This window comes from Algoriphagus terrigena DSM 22685 (assembly GCF_000429445.1).
Classification (GTDB): Bacteria; Bacteroidota; Bacteroidia; order Cytophagales; family Cyclobacteriaceae; genus Algoriphagus; species Algoriphagus terrigena.
In genome coordinates this window covers 16,105-35,075 of the sequence record NZ_AUBW01000020.1, presented here as the reverse complement: position 1 = coordinate 35,075, position 18,971 = coordinate 16,105, and the positions used below count along the sequence as shown (strand labels likewise).

Genomic DNA, 18,971 nt, shown 5'->3' with positions numbered 1-18,971 from the left:
TTATTAATCCATAAAACAGGCCAAACAAAAACAATTTTGACCTGAATCGGGGAGGCTTTTTGATGAGGTAAGGGTTTAATTGTTCAGGAGGTTGAGTAATGTGGTCAATCTCGCTTTCAACTGCCGACGATCGATGATGAAGTCAAGAAATCCATGCTCCAATACAAACTCTGAACTTTGGAATCCCTTGGGAAGATCCTTACCGATGGTTTCGCGGATGACACGTGGCCCGGCAAAGCCGATCAACGCCTCCGGTTCGGCGATGTTAAAATCACCCAACATCGCATAGGAAGCAGTCACGCCGCCGGTGGTAGGGTCTGTCAACAACGAAATATAAGGGATCGCCGCCTGATCCAGCAACGCCAGCTTTGCGGAGGTCTTGGCCATCTGCATCAATGAGAATCCAGCTTCCATCATCCTGGCACCGCCTGATTTGGAGATCATCAGAAAAGGAACCTTGTGCTTCAATGAATGGTCAATCGCCCGGGCGATCTTCTCACCTACGACTGATCCCATGGATCCGCCGATGAAATTGAAATCCATACAAGCGACCACGATCTCCAGTCCGTTCATCTTGCCATGCGCAGTACGGACGGCATCATTGAGCTCTGTTTTTTTGATCGTAGCCTCGATTCGGGAGGTGTAGGGTTTGGTATCGGAAAACTTGAGCGGGTCTCCCGACTTCATAGTGGTATCCAGCTCGGTGAATTTGTTGCCGTCAAACAAGATTTCGAAATATTCCTTGGAGCCGATCTTCACATGAAAATCATCGTCAGGGCATACGAAAGAGTTATTTTTGAGCTCCCGGGTGTGGATGATATTTCCGTTTGGAGTTTTAAACCAAAGCCCGTCGGGAGCATCTTTTTTCTCAGCAGTAGAGGTTTTGATGCCTTTGTCAGTTCTTTTAAACCAAGCCATATTGAATTGTTAGGTTATTTTTGACAAGTCAAAGGACGCAAATTTAGACCTAATCTCCATTAAATAAAATTTGGATGAATGATCCTCGGGATTCCTTTTCTGATTTCGTCCGAGAAAATGTACTTTTTACCGAGATGAATTTTACATTATTCTAAATTGCGCCTCGAAGACAGACTTTACGTGATCAAAAGACCAAATCCCCAGAATAAACCATGAGTTTAGCCCTCCTCCTCCTGATTTCTGCAGTACTACTTTTTGTAGCCTACCGGTTTTACGGCGCTTTTGTTTATAAAAAATTTGGGCTGGATGATTCCCAAAAATCCCCAGCCCACCTGCTGCGGGACGGAGTAGACTATGAACCCAGCAAACCAATCGTAGTATTGGGACACCATTTTGCTTCGATTGCCGGTGCCGGACCGATCGTCGGACCGATCATCGCTGTCACCTTTGGGTGGATTCCTGCCGTGATCTGGATCTTGGTGGGCGGCATCTTCTTCGGGGCGGTTCATGATCTGGGAAGTATGGCGGCTTCACTGCGGACTGACGGAAAGTCAATCGGCGTGATCATCCGAAACCAAATTGGACCGAGAGGAAAACAACTTTTCATCCTGTTTAGCTTTTCCACCTTGATTCTGGTGATCGGGGTTTTCTCAGATATCATCGCAAAGACCTTTATCGCAAATCCGGGTGTGGGCTCGGCTTCCATTCTCTTTATATTTTTGGCCGTCGCTTTCGGGTATTTAAACCGGCTTGTGGGAAACGGGAAGATCGCTTTTACAATCATCACCGTCATCGGAGTCGTTCTGATGTACTATTTTGTCTATCTGGGCACTCAGCTGCCGATCAATCTCAGCTACGAAGTCTGGATTATGGCATTACTTGGTTACGCTTTTGTGGCTTCGGTTGCTCCTGTCAGCTTGCTGCTTCAGCCCAGAGATTACCTCAATAGCTACCTGCTCTACGGAATGATGATCGCGGCTGTGGCGGGTGTGTTCATCGCAAATCCACAGATCGAGATGACTACGGAGATTCATACCTCAAGCGAAAGCCTGGGCTTTGTCTTCCCGGTTTTGTTTGTGACCATTGCATGTGGAGCCATCTCCGGTTTTCATTCGCTCGTGGCATCTGGCACGACCTCCAAGCAGCTGGATAAAGTAAGCGACGCAAAAGTCGTGGGATTCGGGGGAATGCTGATCGAGTCCTTCCTCGCGATCATCTCAGTCGGAGCAGTCGCGGTGCTTTCACGTGAAGAATATACGAGTCGACTCGGAGCTGAGGGGCCCGTAGCGCTCTTCTCGAATGGCATCGGGGGAATGATCTCGACCTTGGGAATCTCCGAGACATTCGCCGTAGGATTTGTCGCATTGACCGTTTCCGCTTTTGCCCTGACGACCTTGGACACCTGTACGCGACTTGCGCGTTTTACCCTTCAGGAATACTTCGAAGATATGCCTCAGCCAGCGGCTCAGACACTTGCCAAAAACCGATATCTGTCCACCACGATTGTGGTGATCCTATCTGTCTTGCTGCTGCTATCCGGAGAATTCAGCACGCTCTGGCCGATCTTCGGCTCGGCAAATCAGCTCTTGGCGGCTTTGGCACTCCTAACGATCGCAGTTTGGTTGATCCGAAAAAATATTCCAGCCACCTTTGTCATGATCCCAATGTTCTTCATGTTCACGGTGACTTTGGCATCGCTTGGGCTCTTTGCCTGGAAGAACTTTCAGGAAAAAGGCTACGTCCTGGCTGTGATCGCTGCGTTGCTTTTTATACTGGCGATTGCCCTGATTTTCCTTGCTTTCAAGAGTTTGAAAAGTGAGGCGAAAGTAACTTCAGGAGCCTGAAAAAATTCGTACTCTTGAAGCTCTCCTGAATTTTGGCTAGTTGATTGGGTTATAATTGGAATAGCCCTCCTTGGCCCGCGCTTCTGCGCGGTTTTTGTAAAACTCCCGATCCTGAGGAGCATCTGTCCCCAATCCATCCACATATCGGTTGAACATGCAAAAAGCCGCAGCGATCAAAACTGTGTCGTGAATTTCCCGTTCGGTAGCGCCTTCGCTTTTGGCTCGCTCGATCTGATCCGGAGAAACATGAAGCCCTCCTTTTTGTACACTTCCCGCGATCTTTAGCAGCGCTTTCATCTTAGCCGAAAGTGTCGCTCCTTCCGGATTTGCCTTGACATCATCCAAGAGGTCAAAATCACATTCGAGGTAATAGCCAGCCAACGCCTGATGTGCGTGTTGGCAGAAAAAACAATCATTCAGGTAAGAAACGTGTGTGGCAATCAATTCCCGCTCACCTCGGGTAAGGGAATTTTCTGATCGGAGCAACTCTTCGGCGAGTTGGTTCAGATGCTTGGCGACATCCGGTCGGAAAGCCATCAACCCACGGATTCCGGGAAGATTTTCAGGTAGTTCTATGTATGCCATGGCTTAGGTTGTTGGGTTGGGTGAAACTTATACTCATTGGAAATCATCCGGTGGCCCATCTCTTCAAAAGCCGCCGAATCCTCGGGCAGTGAAGTGCCAAGTCCATCCACGTAGCGATTAAACAAACAGAAAACCGCCGAAATCAGTACCGCATCGTGGATTTCCAAGTCGGTGGCGCCACAGCTTTTCGCTTTGTCTATATCCTCGGGTCTAACTTCCTTGCCACTGACTTGAACCTTTCCGGCGATCTGGAGCAGGGCATTGATTTTTGGACCCAGCGTTTCTGAACTGCCTTTTTCCAAAACTTCATCAACCACTTCTGATTGGTTCTGGAGGAGAATACGAGCCGCCGAAGCGTGGCTTTCTGTGCAAAATGTGCACCCATTGCGGCTGGAGACAAAGGCTGCTATCAATTCTCTTTCGCCTTTGCTCAGCGTAGAAGCGCCGGTCAGGAGTACTCTGACCAACGCATATAAATGTCTTCCGGTCTCCGGACGGTACTGAACCAAACTTCTGATTCCGGGAAGGCTATTCTCCAAATTGATATAGGTCATTGTTTATTTTGGGGTTGATTGTTCCGGTGATTTACTCAATAAGACAAAGAAAAATCCAATTAAAAGGAACCCTGAAAAAAGCAGTAGCGCATTGCCATATCCTCCGAGGAAAAGAACCAAGGATCCAAGCGAAAAAACCGCAATTGCGGTGATCACCCTTCCGGCGTTGAAGCAAAAACCTGTCGCTCCAGCTCGAATGTCCACTGCAAAAAGCTGCGGAATGTAGAAAGACAATAAGCCCTGACTTATTCCGAAGAAAAAGGAAAGGCAGATGATCGCTGGATAAATCCAAAATGAGAATTCCCGGGTAAATCCGTAAAGGAGGATAGAAATACTGAGGGCTCCCGTAAAGCAGACCAACATGGACTTCCTAACACCGATCGCTTTGACAATCCACCCGGATAATATCCCTCCGATAATTCCCCCAAAACCCAAGATCATCATCACAGACCCCCGCTCTGTTTGACCGGAGGAATCTTGGAGTAAACTTTGGACCCAAGTCGGCATCCAGGAAAACGCTGACCAAAGTGCGATCAACATGGTACCGAATACCACAGCTCCATGAAGCAATCCCGGTGCTTTAAAATGAGAATTTCCTGTGATTTTGGCTCCATCAATATTTAATTGGGAAGCCTTCCACTGGGGAGATTCTTTCAACCGTAAAAATGAAACTCCTGCAAGAAGTAGTGGAATTGCTCCGATCAAAAACGCCTGCCGCCAGTCATTTACCCAAAGATTGACCAATCCGGAGGAAAAGATGCCCACAGGAAAACCGATGGAAACCACGCCCATCACAATGGACCGTGTTTTGGCTGGCCAAATCTCAGACAATAGTGTCATGGTGATCACCATCACTCCACCGACTGCAATTCCTCCAAGCAATCGAAGCAAAACCACGATTTCCCATGATCCGGCAAATGAGACCCCGATGGTAAATATTCCTACGGAAGCCAGGCACATCGCCAGAGATTTTGCCCTACCTATTTTATCAGAAATGAGTCCCCAAGTCATCCCGCCAATCGCCCAACCGGCGAGGTAGAGGGCATTGATATAGGCACTGATTTCATTTATTTCTTCGGAAGTGGTGGTAGTGGCCAGTTGGTCGGCAATCACCGGCAGGTAGACGGAGGCAATGGTAGAGATTGTTCCCGCACTTGCATTTCCCAAAAAACAAATCAGGAAAACACTCCAGAGGTAGGCAGAGATCTTGTCTCTACCCACCTCGGAATTGTCCGCTATGGCTAGTGTCTGCGCCATTATCTAAATAGCTCGTCAAAGGTCAAACTGATGTAATACAATCCTCCGACGGTCGGTGAGCCATAGGCTTGATATACCTGATTGTCAAAGAGATTGTTGGCCCCCAACTTTACGACCGATTTCCACTGGGGAAGTCTGTAGCTGAGCTGTGCATCCACCATGGAATAGGCATCAATCCTTCCTGGTCTCAACTGAGTCAAAGTGCCACTCCAGTCGAAGGCATCCTGCCATCTCCAAGCCACATTGAATCCCAATCGCTTGGTCAGCTCAGGATTTCCAAAAGTAACTCCAGTACGGAATTCCGGGGTGTTGAATGCTGCAATATTGCTGGGATCGGCTTCCATCAAATCAAAACAGGCCCAAGTCCCATTTACTCCGAGGGAATATCCCCGAGGCAGCAAATAATTCAAACCTAAAGTTGCTCCCTGGGAAGAAACCACATCGGAAGCATTGGTGTAAAGCTGGAAGGCCTGAATGTTTCCTGATAGGATATCCATCGCAGCCGCTGGATTATAGTCGCCATTATCCAACAAAATCTCGCTGTCCGGCCGGATCACGACGGTGTTGATGATGAAATCCGTGTAACGGCTGTAGTAATAGTTCAGATCTACGGAGAGGTTATCCATCCAAAGTCCGCGATAGCCGATTTCAAAAGTGGAAATACGCTCAGGTTTGATGTAGTCGACATCCGATTTTTCCAGAAGCCCCATGTTATTCATCAAGGCTTGCGGAGGAGGAGTACCGGAACCGACATCCTGTCCAAATGCAGATCCAAATGCCCCAACCGACGCCGCGGTATAGGAGTTTTCATACACATTGAGTCCCTCGCTGTTGCTCGGCACCCCACCCAAGATGATTATCGGACCAACATTCAGGAAAATATATTGGTCACCCGGAGTGGGGTTTCTAAATCCGTTTTGAAATGAGGAACGGAAGCTGTGTCTTTCGGAAGGGGAAAACACACCGGATACTCTTGGGGTAAATCTGCCCTCGAAGTTTTCATTTTTATCGTAACGCTCAGAAAAGGTGAATTTCAACTTATCATTGAGAAATCGCTTTGAAACTTGGACAAATGCGCCACCTTCTTTAATTATGACATCCTTGTCAAGATCGTCATACAAAGTCCCATTGGTGAACATGTCGTAAAGCCTGAAATTCCCACCCACCAAGACATCCACAACCTTGATTTGATTGCTGAAATCATATTGCCCTTCGGCATGGTAAAACTTGCTTTGGCTTAGAATTCCAGCTCCGTCGAGTCCCTGCACGCCAATCAAGCGGTCCTTTTCAGCATTGTAATCTCCTGAGCCTGGGATCATCCTTCCTTCATCTGCAAAAGACCGAGCAAGGCCGTGATTTCCGCCTTCGACAGCTGGAATATTACCTCCGAATGCCGCCGCGTATCGGGTAAACCAAGTATTGTCAGCTTGATCGGAAGAAACTACCTCTCCGTTCAGGTCCCTTACCCAAGTACGGTTGATGTGCTGACCAAGTGCTCTGGTGTTGTAGGAATCATTGGAATTCTCGGTGACGAGATAGCCTCTCAGGAAAAAGTTAGTGCCTTTCAGTTCCAATTTATGCTGCTGCAAAACGAAGTTGTTGAGCATAAATCGGTTGCTGCCCGTGTAGGCTGCCCGGCCTTTCCCGGCTTGATAGCCATAGACCAATTCCATGTTTTCATTGATCCGGTAATGAAGAGAGGTATTGAATCCCAATCCTTTGGAATCATAGTTCATCAGGTCCTTTTCTTCATATCCGGTTCGGGACACTCTTCCGATGCCAGGCAAAGTTCTGGCTACCTCGTCTCCATAGATGTTGAGTGCGTCTCTGGCAGGATTGTTATCTCCTCTGGACTCAACTGGAGTTTGCGCGTCAATATCCTCGTAGTTAGTCGCATACCAATCCAAGCCGGTGAAATAGGATGCGTTCAATTTGAAGGCAAACTTATTGTTGAAAGCCTTGGCATAGCGGATCGAAAAATCGTAAACTCCGCTTGGGTCAGCAAAGGAATCGTTGACGTGATTGATTCCGGTTTTTGCCTGGACACTTAATCCTTGATAGAGAAATGGATCTTTGGTTCGCATCATCAGGACGCCATTGAAAGCCACCGGCCCGTAAAGCGCAGATGCGGCTCCGGGAATCAACTCGACACTTTCCATATCCAGGTCGTTAGAACCAAAGAGGTTTCCGACAGCAAAGTTCAATCCCGGAGTCTGATTGTCAACCCCATCCACCAATTGGAGCATACGCGGATTTCCGATGCTGTTGAAGCCCCGGGTATTGATTTGCTTGTAGGTCAGGCCGCTGGTCACCAGTTCCACTCCTTTTAGGTTTTGAATTCCTTCGTAAAAACTCATGGATGGCGTCTCGCGGATGGTCTTGATATCCATTTTTTCAATACTCACCGGAGATTCAAAGATGGTTTCTTCGATCTTGGAAGCCGAGAAAACCACCTCGCTGAGCAATTCAGTAGCCTGGATTAACTTCACCTCGATCGGCGAATTGGATTGTACCTCCACGCTGGTTTTTTGAAACCCCATGTAGGAAATCTCCAACGTGAGGGGCAATTCCACCCCGGTGTTCAGTTCAAAAATTCCAGAATTGTCAGTTACAGTTCCGGTCAGTTTTCCTTTGATCAGGACAGTGGCTCCGATGATATTTTCACCGGATTCGGCATCGGTTATTTTGCCTGTGAGTTTGGTTTGGGCAGTCAGGCCCAGACTCGAAAAGCCCAGAATCAACAGTATAAGTAGCGTTTTTTTCATTTTGGGTTAATGTTATCGGCAGTTGCCTTCAGATGATCGTATCCAGCCGGGTTTCTGAAATATCCCTGGGAGGCCAGTCTTTCTGCAAGGGATTTGAAATAGGAATTGTCCTTGGGCAGACTGGTTCCTAGGCCATCTACATAGCGGTTGTACAGGCAAAAAAGAGCCGCAATCAGCACGGTGTCATGAATTTCGAGATCTGTTGCTCCTGCTTGCTTGGCTCTTTCGATGTGGGCTGGCTTCACATTTTTCCCGCTTTGCTGTGTCTGTTTAGCGATGATCAGCAGCGCTTTCATTTTTTCAGAAACAGGAGCAGACTCCACATCGCCCAAAACCTGCTGTACCGTATTGGTTTCATGAAGCAGCTCATTAACTGTTTCGGCATGGGCTGTGGTGCAAAACTTGCACTCGTTGCCGTGAGAGACGATCGTGGCGATCAATTCCCTTTCCGCTTCGGTCAGTGTCGAGGGTCCTCTCAGCAACAGTTGCGTAAGATCTCTGATGGGCTGAGCGGTGTCTTTTCTATATTCGAGCAGTCCGGTGATACCGGGCAGGTGCTCTTCGAGTTTGATGTAAGGCATGTTTAGCTTAGTTAGATTTTTCTGTCCCGGGCCTGAAAGTCCGCCAGCTGTGCCAGAATTCCTGGTAGGCCTTGAGGCGTTTCAGATCTGATTGAGTGGGTTCAAGCGATTTTCCGGTAAATGAATAAGCCGCTGAATCCAGGTAAAGTGTGTCTCCCGTCCAGAGATGGTACTTGGTTTCCGAAGGAATCTCGAAAACCACAAAACTTTGAGTGTCTTTGTTTAGTAGGAGAAGGATGTCCTGATCACCCACCCGATCCCGGATGGATTCTGTTTCTTTGAGCCTGTTCCAGTCATAGGCTTTGCCTCCGTTATCAAGGTCCACTCCTACCACCCAAGACTTTTCATTCCAGGAAAACGGGTCTGTACCTGTGAGTTTGCTTTCGCTTTTCCCCTTTTCAAATTTCCCAAGAGAATCGTACTTGGATAGGAAATTTGGATCTGCAGCCATGATTTTTCCATCGGGATAAGCCTTGAAAAATGCCCTTGCAGTCAATTGGATGGACTCGATTTCATCCAGTTTTGTTCCTTTCAACTCGCCTGTAATGGCTTCGCCTGTTGCCTGCTGCCACCAGCTGCCTGTCTGGGAATCTTCAAACATGGCGTTGAAATGATCCATGCCAACCAGTCGGAAGTTTTCGGCGTTACCGTCGACAAATGGAGAGAAAACCCTTCCTGTTCGACAAACTGAGCAATAGGTCACCATCACCGGGGCTCCGCCCAAGGTGTCCCGCACCTGATGATGATAGACGATGAATCGGATCGGATAGGCTTTGGCCTCGCCGTCCTTTTCGATGGCGACCACCAACGTGCTGTCACTTTCTCCGAAAGAAGCTCGATCCAGAAAGCTGAGTTGCTTGGGTTCTTTAAACATAGCATCCGCTGCCATCTTGAAATTGAACATCCCAACCAAGACTAAGCTCAATGCCAAGCAAAGAGCCGGAAGCCATTTTTTCGGAGAAGAAATCGCAGCCTTGAACCCGATGAGGATCAAAATCAGACAGACAATCCTAAATGCCCATCGGTACTGGTGAAGGAAATAGGCAAATTCAATGGAATCCCATTGCTGACTGCCCGGCATGGGCATGATGAAGTAAACTTTCAGGAACTCGAACAGGATCAATCCTGAAATTCCAATGTAAAAAAGGAGTTTCATAGCCAAGGGATTTTAAACAAAGGGAAGGAAGTAACTGACTGGCTTTAAAACCGGCCAGTCAGTTACTCCAGAAGGGATGTTTAGGTGCTGATTTCGGATGAATCAGTTGAATGGGCTGTCTATCTTTTTGGGAATTCTCACCGCCAAGGTGAAATTGATCAGGTAGTCAGCAAAGGCCGCATCGCCATGCACCTCGTTGTCCGGCGTGGAGTTCTCGATATCTGTCACGCTCTGAGTTCTGTTTCTGAATAATGCAATCGGCACGTTCAGCGTCCCGGTCACGTTGCCGAGCATGTAGCTGATTCCTGGCTCCACGGAGATGATGTATCCGGGCCTTCTGAATCCCTCACTACCACCAAAGACATCGCGGACGGGAATCCCTTCAACTCTTCCACCAAGAGAAGCCCCCAGTCCGTGTATTTTTTGAAAAGACTTGAACACGCCTGTTCTCATAGCGAATTGATCCGGTACACTCATGATTGCTTCATTTTCCCGGCTTCTGTTCGTAGGTGTACCATTTGTTTCTTTGGGATTGAACATGTAGAAGCCATCATAATACCAAAAGAAGGTGCTTCCGAGGTTCCAGAGTCCCTGAAAATCCACGATCAATCCCGTGCCACCGTCACCAAGCTGGATGGACTGATCGACGGTCAGTTCAGTAGGCGTCCCCTCGTCTCCCTTGTAGAAAGTACTGGTAGCGGCATAGTCCCCCGTCGGGAATTTGAGTCCGAAACCTACTGCGGTATTCCCTTTTTTGGCTTTCTCCCCCGACAGCAGCCAGTAACCGGCACCGATCCTCATGTCGCTAAAACCTTTGGAATAGGTCGTGTGTCTGTCTGTCCGATTATGCTCATAGAGGGAGCTTCGCTCGTTGTACTGAAAGGGCAAGGAAACGATTCCATACAATCTTTCGGTGAAAGCATAACTGATATTGATATCCAGGCCGTGCTGATAATTGATCACCTCGGTTCCGTTTTCCACTCGGGCGGGCTCTTCGTGGGATCCTCTGAAATGCTTGTAAGATTTAAAATATCGGTAATTCGTACTGATGTTCCATTCGCCTGGATTGAGGATATTTCCCTGTCCGACCGCATTTCCCAGACCGGAAAATTGTCTGATTGCAACACAGCCTTGTGCGATTGTCTCCTGACAAAAGAGACTTAAGCTGAGCGCTAATGCTGAAAGTATTAATATTTTTTTCATGTGTTTCTAATTTTTATGGTCACATAGCCTGTCCCGATTTTTCTTCGGGAGAATCTCGCATGGCTGATAATCATCACAGTGTGTGACGTTCTGTGTCTTGCTCGATTTTATGTTGACTTCAGTTTTTTATTAGTTGGGCAATTAGTCTGCTTGGTCGAGCTTTGCTCTGTTTACAGCGTATGAACCCACTTTTTTGCCTTGGTCCAGCCCCTCTTCCGCATCAAAGCGGTAGTGAATCCCACCATAAACCCGGGACATCGCAGCCTCCTCAGCCTGTTTTCTGAATTGCTCAGCATCGGCGGGGAAGAAGTAAGCCAGCACCTCTGACCCAGCGGCGGAGAATGTGCTGTGTCCGGAAGTATACGCAGGAAAATTCGGCGTACCCAAGATGGTCCTGAATCCCGGGATCGTCTGAATGGGTCTTGGGTAGTGGTAGTAATACTTTGAATCCCAGCAAGCAATCCCCGCATCGACTATCGCCATGTTCATGTATGCAAAAACACGGGCTGTACGGACTGGGCTCAACCGATATTTCACAGCGGTCTCCTTGGCAAACCGATTCCAATGACCGGGAGGGCTGTAGGTGTTCAGGCCATCGTTCCAGAAGTTGGCGATCCGGCGCTGCTCCACTGTCAGGTTATCGGCGTATCTCTTGAGTTCCTCTGCGCTTTCATTAAATTCAGGAGTGCCCGGCGCCGGCGGTACACGCGCCCGCACTTCTTCTACGTTGGGCACGTTCCACATCTTTACTTTTCCGAAAAGCGGAGTCAAGCCAACTGGTCTCACTGGGGTCTCCATGTTGTCCCACTGCCATCCAAAACGCTCGAAAGCCGCATTTTTGATAGAATCTGATTTTGCTTTAGGAGTTTGGGCATTTTTCATCCCATCGGTAGCAGCTCTTGCCAGCGCCTTCTTTGACACTTCAGTGCCGATCAAAATTCCCGCATCTACGTCGCTCTTCACGTTGATCCCGGCGACAACCAGAGATTCCAGGTGTTCGTCTGCCAGTTTTGCGAGATATTCCTTTTCCAAAGGAAACATAGCCGAAAGAACATCCCTCGAAGTGATCGCCACGACAGCTCCGTCAGAGGGGTAAGAATTCAGCCCGTTGTCGGCATACGCAGACATAATCTGCGGATCGAGCACATAAGGTGCCGGACGGCCAAACTTTTGTTTATAATGCCAGGAAGTGATCAACCCGTCATACTGGGCCACACTCAGGTAAGACAGCATCCGGCTGATATAAGGAGGGTGGGCAAAAGGGAAATTGGGAGTTGCGGATGGATCGGCCGGATTTGGAAGCGTATACGTCCCGTCCGGGTTTGGGCCTGGGATCAGATTGTATTTGACGGACAGCTCCAGCGCAATCTCGTTCCATCGGAGCAGAGGATTGTTGGTCCAATAAATGACTGCCGCCCGCTGTTCTGGTGAGGCACCTGCAATCTTGGCTTTTGCCTCAGTCAATTCCTGATTCAGCGCCGCCGAACCTACTGCTGACGGATCCGGAATCACCGCCTCTTCGTTGTTTGTCATCAGGATCAAGTTCCAGTCTCCGGCACTTTCATCCAGATTTGCATATTCATATCCCTCATATGCCAGCTCCGTCGGCAAATTCTCCACGCAGGCGCCTGTAAGCGCCATAAATAATGCAATCAGGGAAATATATCGTAGTTGTATTTTCATATTGTGGTCTCTTTAGAAAGCTTTAAACTGGTAGGTTACGCCGAGGCCATAGCCTGAAAATTGTCCCATGTTTCTGCCTGAGAACATGTGATTGTAATAGGCAAGAAATCCAAGACCGCCGCCTTTTTTGAGGTAGTACTGGGCGAGTCCGCCAACTTGGTCAAATTCCACTTTGTTGGTCGGCTGTGGGGAGTTGTATACCCGGATGTCATCTCCTGAAGTGGAATTCAACATCGTAAGATTCGCTTCCACACGGAGCTTTTTGTCCAAAAACCAAGAGCCAAGCGCGACTTGACCGTTCCAGGCATTCGGTACGTCCATAGTGGAAGTGTAGTAGCTACCGTCTTGGTAGTAATAGTTCCGCTCGGCTTCGGTGGTACCTCTAACCAGATAAGCGACTGAGGCCCTCAGATACGGGCCTTTGTCCAACTCGTATTGGCCGATCAATCTCATACCCAATTCATTGGCGCCAAATCCCAAACTGAATGGCATGTAATCCGATAGGTAATTGGATGCAGGCGTGCTAAAACTGAGGTTTCCAAAAGCCATCAGTCTCGCTTTCTCCATCTTCTTGTCAACAAACCTGGCTTTCAAAGAGATGGCAAAATCCTGGAAGCCGTCGATTCCCGCGATCTGTCCCCCGGAGGCGGAGGTCTTCACGTAAGGCAAGCTGACGATGACGTTGATATCGTCTGTGATGCCGCCGACGATCATCGGCATCAGCATCTTGCGGTCGAAAGTTCCAATGTTGCCATTGGTGCGGAGGTAGGTCCCCTCCCAATAGTGATCCCATTGGGCATCCTCATAGACGACGGCAACGCAGATTTCGCCTTTTGGCATCATGAGTCCGTCGGTGGGTGTCTGGGCACTGGACAGTTGTACGATTCCTGAGCAGGCAAAAAGCAAGCAAAGGAACCTTGATTTTAAGTTCATAGGATAGATCGTGTGATGGGGTAAAAAGACACATTCTGCCTCAAGAGGCGTCGTTCGGCGGAAAAGCGACCCGAAGGGCTTTTGCTCACGCAGACACAAACTCAGAATCTCCAGGGTAATTGGGATTCCTCCACCAATTGAGAATCAGGAACAGAAAAAGGAAATACGATCATCCGCCACTTTGCCTGTAAGTGAGATTGCAATCCGGGTGGTAACGGATAATCGTATGCAGTCTGCTGACAGCTGCCCATAACCACCCGCTTTGAGATTAACAGCAGTGGCGATGAACCCTGACAGGATTCTGCATTTCCATAAATGCTAAAAAATCAGGAAAGCTGAGGAGGGGGAGAGTCTAGTGTGAAATAGGGACTCATGTAAGGTGAAAAAATAAACCCAATCTTATCTTCAGCGGCTCTTGAGCCGACATAGGCCAGTTGAAAAACGGTCGTTTCAATGTAATCTTTTACGAAAAGCTTAAGCTGTGTCTTCCCGTTTTGGTCTTGGGGCACTCCATCCTCAGTCAGGGACGATATCCAACTTTTCACCGTAGATACCAAGGCCTTACGGGCAGTATCCGGCACATAGATGATCTGTAGCGTGTCGTTTTGGTAGCGTTGCTTGATGGCGCGGAAGTATTTTCCGTCCTTTTCAAACCGGGTGTTGGTAGCCTGAAACTCGTCTTGGTTGGACATGTATGGCGCCGAGAGCGGAACCTCCATCAGTCGCTCCTCCAAACTCGCGACTTGCTCCCCATAGATCTTATCCTGCCAGCTACTTTCCATCGCGTACTGATACGAATAATAGAATGCATAGTAGCCAAAGTGATACATGGCGAAGCAAAGTAAAAGAGCTATGGCTACAGCTTTTCTCAAGGGTATTTTGGATTGATGCCGAAAAATAGAAAAAATAATAGGTTATCGGGCAATAAATTGTGATTTCAATCAAACAAAATCTTTTATTTCAAAAATTCATCCGACTAAAAAATTTTATATTGAATAAGCCTCAAATAACTTCAGAATAAACAGTAACAGAATCACGATACCCAGACATTTTCCGTACACGGACAGCACTTTCTGTCTATTAAAACGATCCAGAAACCAAAGGACCAACACCGGCCTGTATAACCCGATACCGATACTCAAAAGAAAGAACACTGAGAGTACCAAGAAAAAGATCTGAAGCGCTGCTACCATGGTTCAAAAATAAAAAGGAACGACTGACGCCGTTCCTTTTTTTATTGCTAATCCTGTTTGGGATTATTTTTTACGCTTGATCTCTTTCATCTCGTAACCTTCGATCGTATCGTCGATCTCGATGTTGTTGAAGTTTTTGATAGAGATACCACACTCGTAGCCTGCCTTCACTTCAGAAACATCGTCTTTGAATCGCTTCAGCTGATCGATCTCTCCTTCGTGGATGACGATACCACCCCGGATCACGCGGATCTTGTTCTTTCTGGTGATGAAACCGTCCGTGACATAAGAACCGGCAACTGTACCGACTTTGGTGATTTTGAAGACCTCTCTAACGATGATGTTACCAGTGATGACTTCTTCAAATTCTGGCTCAAGCATACCCTCGATCGCGTCCTTGATCTGATTGATCGCATCGTAGATGATCGAGTAATGTCTGATTTCGATCTCTTCCTGCTCGGCAAGTTTCTTAGCGTTGGAAGAAGGTCGCACTTGGAAGCCCAAGATGATTGCATCTGAAGCCGAGGCGAGCAATACGTCCGATTCGGAAATCTGACCCACGCCTTTGTGGATGATGGATACTTTGACTTCGTCTTTGGAAAGCTTCAGTAAGGAATCGGAAAGTGCTTCAACCGATCCATCCACGTCACCTTTGATGATGATATTAAGCTCCTTGAAGCTACCGATTGCCAAACGACGACCGATCTCATCCAGGGTAATATGTTTCTTGGTACGCAAGCTTTGCTCCCGCTGAATCTGCTCTCTTGAGTTGGCAATCTCTCTGGCTTCACGCTCGGTGTCGTAGACCTTGATCGTATCACCAGCCTGAGGCGCTCCGCCGAGACCCAACACCTGGACAGGTGTCGAAGGTCCTGCTTCTTTCAGTTTCTTACCAGTGTGGTCAAACATTGCTTTCACACGACCATAATGCTGTCCTGCCAACATGATATCGCCAATTCGAAGCGTACCCGCCTGAATCATGATCGTGGACACATAGCCACGTCCTTTGTCCAGAGACGCTTCGACTACAGTACCTGCAGCATTTTTATTCGGATTTGCTTTCAGTTCCAAGACTTCCGCTTCGAGCAATACCTTTTCCAGCAATTCATCGATGCCTTGACCGGTTTTGGCCGAGATATCCTGAGACTGGTATTTGCCACCCCACTCTTCGATGAGTAGGTTTTGATTTGCCAGTTCTTCCTTGATCTTGGCCGGATTCGCGTTTGGCTTATCTACTTTGTTGATCGCAAAAATCATCGGAACGCCAGCCACCTGAGCGTGGTTAATCGCTTCTTTGGTCTGAGGCATGATGCTATCGTCAGCCGCAATTACAATGATCGCTATATCTGTGATCTTAGCACCACGGGCACGCATCGCGGTAAACGCTTCGTGACCCGGAGTATCCAGGAATGCAATCTTAAATCCAGTCTTGGTCATCACATCGTATGCACCGATGTGCTGGGTGATCCCTCCTGCTTCCGCAGCTGTCACTTTGGACATTCTGATGTAATCGAGCAAGGAAGTCTTACCGTGATCGACGTGACCCATGATCGTTACAATTGGCGCTCTTTCGATCAGATCTTCTTCTTCATCGGCTGCTTCCTCTACCATCTCGTCTTCAATAGACTTGGTAAATTCTACGTCGTAGCCAAATTCATCGGCGATGATCGTGATTGCTTCCGCATCCAATCGCTGGTTGATCGACACAAACATGCCCAAAGACATGCAGGTAGAGATGATCTGATTCACAGACACATCCAACAAGGCCGCCAAGTCATTTGCCGAGATGAACTCGGTCACTTTCAATACTTTGGACTCTTCGCCTTCGACTTCGGTATCACGGTCTCTTTCGGCACGCTTGTCTCTACGGGTCTGAGTTTTCTTCCCTCCGCCCGGTTTGGTTCCCTGAAGACGGGCCAGCGTCTGCTTGATTTGATCCTGAATTTCTTTAGGAGTAGGCTCAGCTTTTTGCACACGCTGCGGAGCATTGCCTCCTGGACGTTGATTTCCACCCGGTCTATTCTGACCTGGTCTGTTTGGTCCTCTTTGATCCTGAGCGGGTCTTGGCCCAGCGCCAGGGCCAGCTTGACCCGGAGTTCCTGGTTTATCTATTCTCTTACGAGGACGTTTCTTATCGCGGTTTCTTTCATCAGACGATGCTACCGGGCCTGATTTTTTCTTCGTGCGATCTACCGGAAGTTCGATCTTTCCGAGGACGGTCAATCCTTTCAGAGAGTCCGCTTTTGCTGCGATCACCTGATCCTGAGGTGCAGGTGCCTGAGGTGTCGTCACTTGAGGTGCCTTAGGCGCTTCAGGTGCCGGAGCCGGCTTCGGCGCAGGAGTTGTTGGAGCACTTGCAGGTCTCGGTGCCTGATAAGCGGGCTTGTTCTGCTGATTAGGCGCTGGCTTCCTTTGATCCTGATTTTTGTCAAATCGCTGCTGCGGCTGCTGCTGGGATTGACCAGGTCTGTTTGGCTGACCCGGCTTAGACCCCTGGTTTGGAGTCTGAGCGGGTTTTTTGCCCAAGTCTATCTTGCCCAAGATCTTGATGCCTTCCAATTTGGGGGCGTCGGGCGCTATTTTCTCTGGCTCTGGCTCTGGTGCAGCCGGTTTCGCAGGGTATGGAACCGGAACAGGCGTCGGAGCTGGTGCTGGAGCTGGTGTTGGAACGGGTGCGGCAGGTTTTGGTTCTTCCTTATGAACCGGAGCAGGAGCCGGTTCTGGGGCTTTTTCCTGCTTGGGTAGTTCAGGTTCGAGCGAGATAGGCTCGTGACGCTTCCCTATTGAAAGGTGGGAAGCTTCCTCTTTATCAAGGGCTGAGGATTTGAACTCCTTTTCCAGCATGGACACTTGTTCCATTGTAATCTTGGAATTGGGATTGTTCTCTACCTCAAAGCCCTTTTTAGCCATTGACTCAACGATGGTTGCCGTACCCACGTTGAGCTTTCTGGCTATCTGGCCTAAACGCATCATTTTCTCTTCTGACATAAGCAAAAACCTCTTTCGAAATCTTAAGTAAAATTAGGGTATTCTTAGGGGGAAGTCCCCCTTATTGTTCAAATTCTTGTCTGAGGATTCTGAAGATCTCATCGACCGTCTCTTCCTCCAATTCTGTACGACGAGTCAGATCTTCTTTGGTCAGCGCCAAGACACTCTTGGCGGTATCCAATCCTGTCTTTTTCAACTCATCGATGATCCATGCGTCGATTTCGTCGACAAACTCATTAAGATCTACATCTTCGTCGTCGTATTCGTTCAATTCTCTGAAGACGTCGATTTCAAATCCTACCAATCGGCTTGCCAACTTGATGTTGAAGCCGCCCTTACCGATAGCAAGTGAAACCTGATCAGGCTTCAAGAACACAGAAATACGCTTTCTCTCCTGATCCACGTTGATCGAGGATACTTTTGCTGGGCTCAAAGCACGGGTCACGTACAGGTCCAGGTTTTCGGTATAGTTGATCACGTCGATGTTCTCATTCTGCAATTCCCGCACCACGGCGTGAATCCTGGAACCTTTCATCCCGACGCAAGCTCCCACCGGATCAATGCGATCGTCGTAAGATTCCACTGCGACCTTAGCTCTTTCGCCCGGTTCGCGGACGATCTTCACGATGGTGATCAGTCCGTCGTACACTTCGGGCACTTCGTTTTCGAACAGTCTCTCCAGGAATACAGGAGAAGTTCTTGACAAAATCACCTTCGGGTTACCGTTGATCATGTCTACGCGATGGACGATTGCTTTCACGCTATCACCTTTTCTGAAGCGATCTTTGGAGATCTGTTCAGCTTTTGGAAGAATCAGTTCATTGCCTTCCCCATCGATCAGGAGGATCTCACGACCCAGGATCTGGTATACTTCAGCAGAGATGATCTCTCCGACCTGCTCTTCATACTTATTATATAGGATGTCTTTTTCAAGATCCTTGATTCGCTGGATCAACGTCTGGCGGGCCATCTGCACGGCACGACGACCAAACTCTTCCAACTCGATTTTCTCGTATACTTCCTCGCCGATTTCGAAATCGGGTTCGATCTTTCGGGCCTCGGTGAAGCTGATTTTATCAAAATCCCAAATGTCTTCAGAGTTGTCGTCGACAATTTCCCTGATCCGGAAAATCTCCAGATCACCTTTGTCAGCATTGATCGTGACGTCGAAATTTTCGTCAGTTTCAAACTTTTTACGGATCATCGCTCTGAACACATCTTCCAGAATACGGATCATGGTAGGGCGATCCACATTTTTAGATCTCGCAAACTCTGCGAAGGATTCTATTAAGATTTTGGCATCCATTTGAG

At 48.3% G+C, this 18,971-nt stretch carries 14 protein-coding genes; 1 reads left to right on the top strand and 13 read right to left on the bottom strand.

From position 1 onward, the window contains the following. Positions 1-75: 75 nt before the first annotated feature. Entirely contained in the window at positions 76-918 is an 843-nt protein-coding gene (accD, locus tag G459_RS0117685) for an acetyl-CoA carboxylase, carboxyltransferase subunit beta (protein WP_026968831.1), read from the bottom strand. A gap of 212 nt (positions 919-1,130) precedes the next feature. Between accD and G459_RS0117680 the strand changes: the two genes are divergently transcribed. Continuing rightward, positions 1,131-2,762: a carbon starvation CstA family protein gene (locus tag G459_RS0117680; protein WP_026968830.1), complete on the top strand. Its 1,632-nt coding sequence runs from the start codon at positions 1,131-1,133 to the stop codon at positions 2,760-2,762. Between the two features lie 36 nt (positions 2,763-2,798). Here the strand turns inward: G459_RS0117680 and G459_RS0117675 are convergent, their stop codons facing one another. The 12 genes from G459_RS0117675 to nusA all read right to left on the bottom strand — a co-directional run bounded on the left by G459_RS0117675 (position 2,799) and on the right by nusA (position 18,966). Beyond that, positions 2,799-3,347: a carboxymuconolactone decarboxylase family protein gene (locus tag G459_RS0117675; RefSeq protein ID WP_026968829.1), complete on the bottom strand. Its 549-nt coding sequence runs from the start codon at positions 3,345-3,347 to the stop codon at positions 2,799-2,801. After that, entirely contained in the window at positions 3,335-3,901 is a 567-nt protein-coding gene (locus G459_RS0117670) for a carboxymuconolactone decarboxylase family protein (protein ID WP_026968828.1), read from the bottom strand. The genes G459_RS0117675 and G459_RS0117670 overlap by 13 nt, the downstream gene beginning before the upstream one ends. 3 nt (positions 3,902-3,904) lie before the next feature. After that, the gene (locus tag G459_RS27855; RefSeq protein WP_051315291.1) at positions 3,905-5,158 is read right to left on the bottom strand and encodes an MFS transporter; all 1,254 of its coding nucleotides are present in this window, start codon (positions 5,156-5,158) and stop codon (positions 3,905-3,907) included. Continuing rightward, entirely contained in the window at positions 5,158-7,923 is a 2,766-nt protein-coding gene (locus G459_RS0117660; protein WP_026968827.1) for a TonB-dependent receptor, read from the bottom strand. Before G459_RS0117660 ends, G459_RS27855 begins: the two co-directional genes overlap by 1 nt. Continuing rightward, positions 7,920-8,504 (bottom strand): carboxymuconolactone decarboxylase family protein, encoded by a 585-nt coding sequence (locus tag G459_RS0117655; RefSeq protein WP_026968826.1) that lies wholly within the window; start codon positions 8,502-8,504, stop codon positions 7,920-7,922. Before G459_RS0117655 ends, G459_RS0117660 begins: the two co-directional genes overlap by 4 nt. Positions 8,505-8,511: 7 nt before the next feature. Next, entirely contained in the window at positions 8,512-9,660 is a 1,149-nt protein-coding gene (locus tag G459_RS0117650; RefSeq protein ID WP_026968825.1) for a DUF3179 domain-containing (seleno)protein, read from the bottom strand. Positions 9,661-9,762: 102 nt separating this feature from the next. Then, entirely contained in the window at positions 9,763-10,863 is a 1,101-nt protein-coding gene (locus G459_RS0117645) for a hypothetical protein (RefSeq protein WP_026968824.1), read from the bottom strand. Positions 10,864-11,004: 141 nt separating this feature from the next. Further along, positions 11,005-12,546 carry a vanadium-dependent haloperoxidase gene (locus G459_RS0117640; RefSeq protein ID WP_026968823.1) on the bottom strand — a complete coding sequence of 514 codons (1,542 nt, stop codon included), beginning with the start codon at positions 12,544-12,546 and terminating at the stop codon, positions 11,005-11,007. Between the two features lie 12 nt (positions 12,547-12,558). Continuing rightward, positions 12,559-13,479, bottom strand: coding sequence for a hypothetical protein (locus G459_RS0117635; protein ID WP_051315290.1), 921 nt, complete (start codon positions 13,477-13,479; stop codon positions 12,559-12,561). Between the two features lie 326 nt (positions 13,480-13,805). Further along, complete coding sequence (locus G459_RS0117630; protein ID WP_026968821.1) at positions 13,806-14,351, bottom strand: hypothetical protein; 546 nt, start codon at positions 14,349-14,351, stop codon at positions 13,806-13,808. 384 nt (positions 14,352-14,735) lie between these two features. Continuing rightward, entirely contained in the window at positions 14,736-17,660 is a 2,925-nt protein-coding gene (infB, locus tag G459_RS0117620; RefSeq protein WP_026968819.1) for a translation initiation factor IF-2, read from the bottom strand. A 61-nt stretch (positions 17,661-17,721) separates the two neighbouring features. After that, entirely contained in the window at positions 17,722-18,966 is a 1,245-nt protein-coding gene (gene nusA, locus G459_RS0117615; protein WP_026968818.1) for a transcription termination factor NusA, read from the bottom strand. Positions 18,967-18,971: the final 5 nt, after the last annotated feature.

Excerpts from the sequence above, each read along its gene's own strand:
- accD (WP_026968831.1), bottom strand. The coding sequence starts at position 918 with ATGGCTTGGTTTAAAAGAACTGACAAAGGCATCAAAACCTCTACTGCT.
- G459_RS0117680 (WP_026968830.1), top strand. The coding sequence starts at position 1,131 with ATGAGTTTAGCCCTCCTCCTCCTGATTTCTGCAGTACTACTTTTTGTA.
- G459_RS0117675 (WP_026968829.1), bottom strand. The coding sequence starts at position 3,347 with ATGGCATACATAGAACTACCTGAAAATCTTCCCGGAATCCGTGGGTTG.
- G459_RS0117670 (WP_026968828.1), bottom strand. The coding sequence starts at position 3,901 with ATGACCTATATCAATTTGGAGAATAGCCTTCCCGGAATCAGAAGTTTG.
- G459_RS27855 (WP_051315291.1), bottom strand. The coding sequence starts at position 5,158 with ATGGCGCAGACACTAGCCATAGCGGACAATTCCGAGGTGGGTAGAGAC.
- G459_RS0117660 (WP_026968827.1), bottom strand. The coding sequence starts at position 7,923 with ATGAAAAAAACGCTACTTATACTGTTGATTCTGGGCTTTTCGAGTCTG.
- G459_RS0117655 (WP_026968826.1), bottom strand. The coding sequence starts at position 8,504 with ATGCCTTACATCAAACTCGAAGAGCACCTGCCCGGTATCACCGGACTG.
- G459_RS0117650 (WP_026968825.1), bottom strand. The coding sequence starts at position 9,660 with ATGAAACTCCTTTTTTACATTGGAATTTCAGGATTGATCCTGTTCGAG.
- G459_RS0117645 (WP_026968824.1), bottom strand. The coding sequence starts at position 10,863 with ATGAAAAAAATATTAATACTTTCAGCATTAGCGCTCAGCTTAAGTCTC.
- G459_RS0117640 (WP_026968823.1), bottom strand. The coding sequence starts at position 12,546 with ATGAAAATACAACTACGATATATTTCCCTGATTGCATTATTTATGGCG.
- G459_RS0117635 (WP_051315290.1), bottom strand. The coding sequence starts at position 13,479 with ATGAACTTAAAATCAAGGTTCCTTTGCTTGCTTTTTGCCTGCTCAGGA.
- infB (WP_026968819.1), bottom strand. The coding sequence starts at position 17,660 with ATGTCAGAAGAGAAAATGATGCGTTTAGGCCAGATAGCCAGAAAGCTC.
- nusA (WP_026968818.1), bottom strand. The coding sequence starts at position 18,966 with ATGGATGCCAAAATCTTAATAGAATCCTTCGCAGAGTTTGCGAGATCT.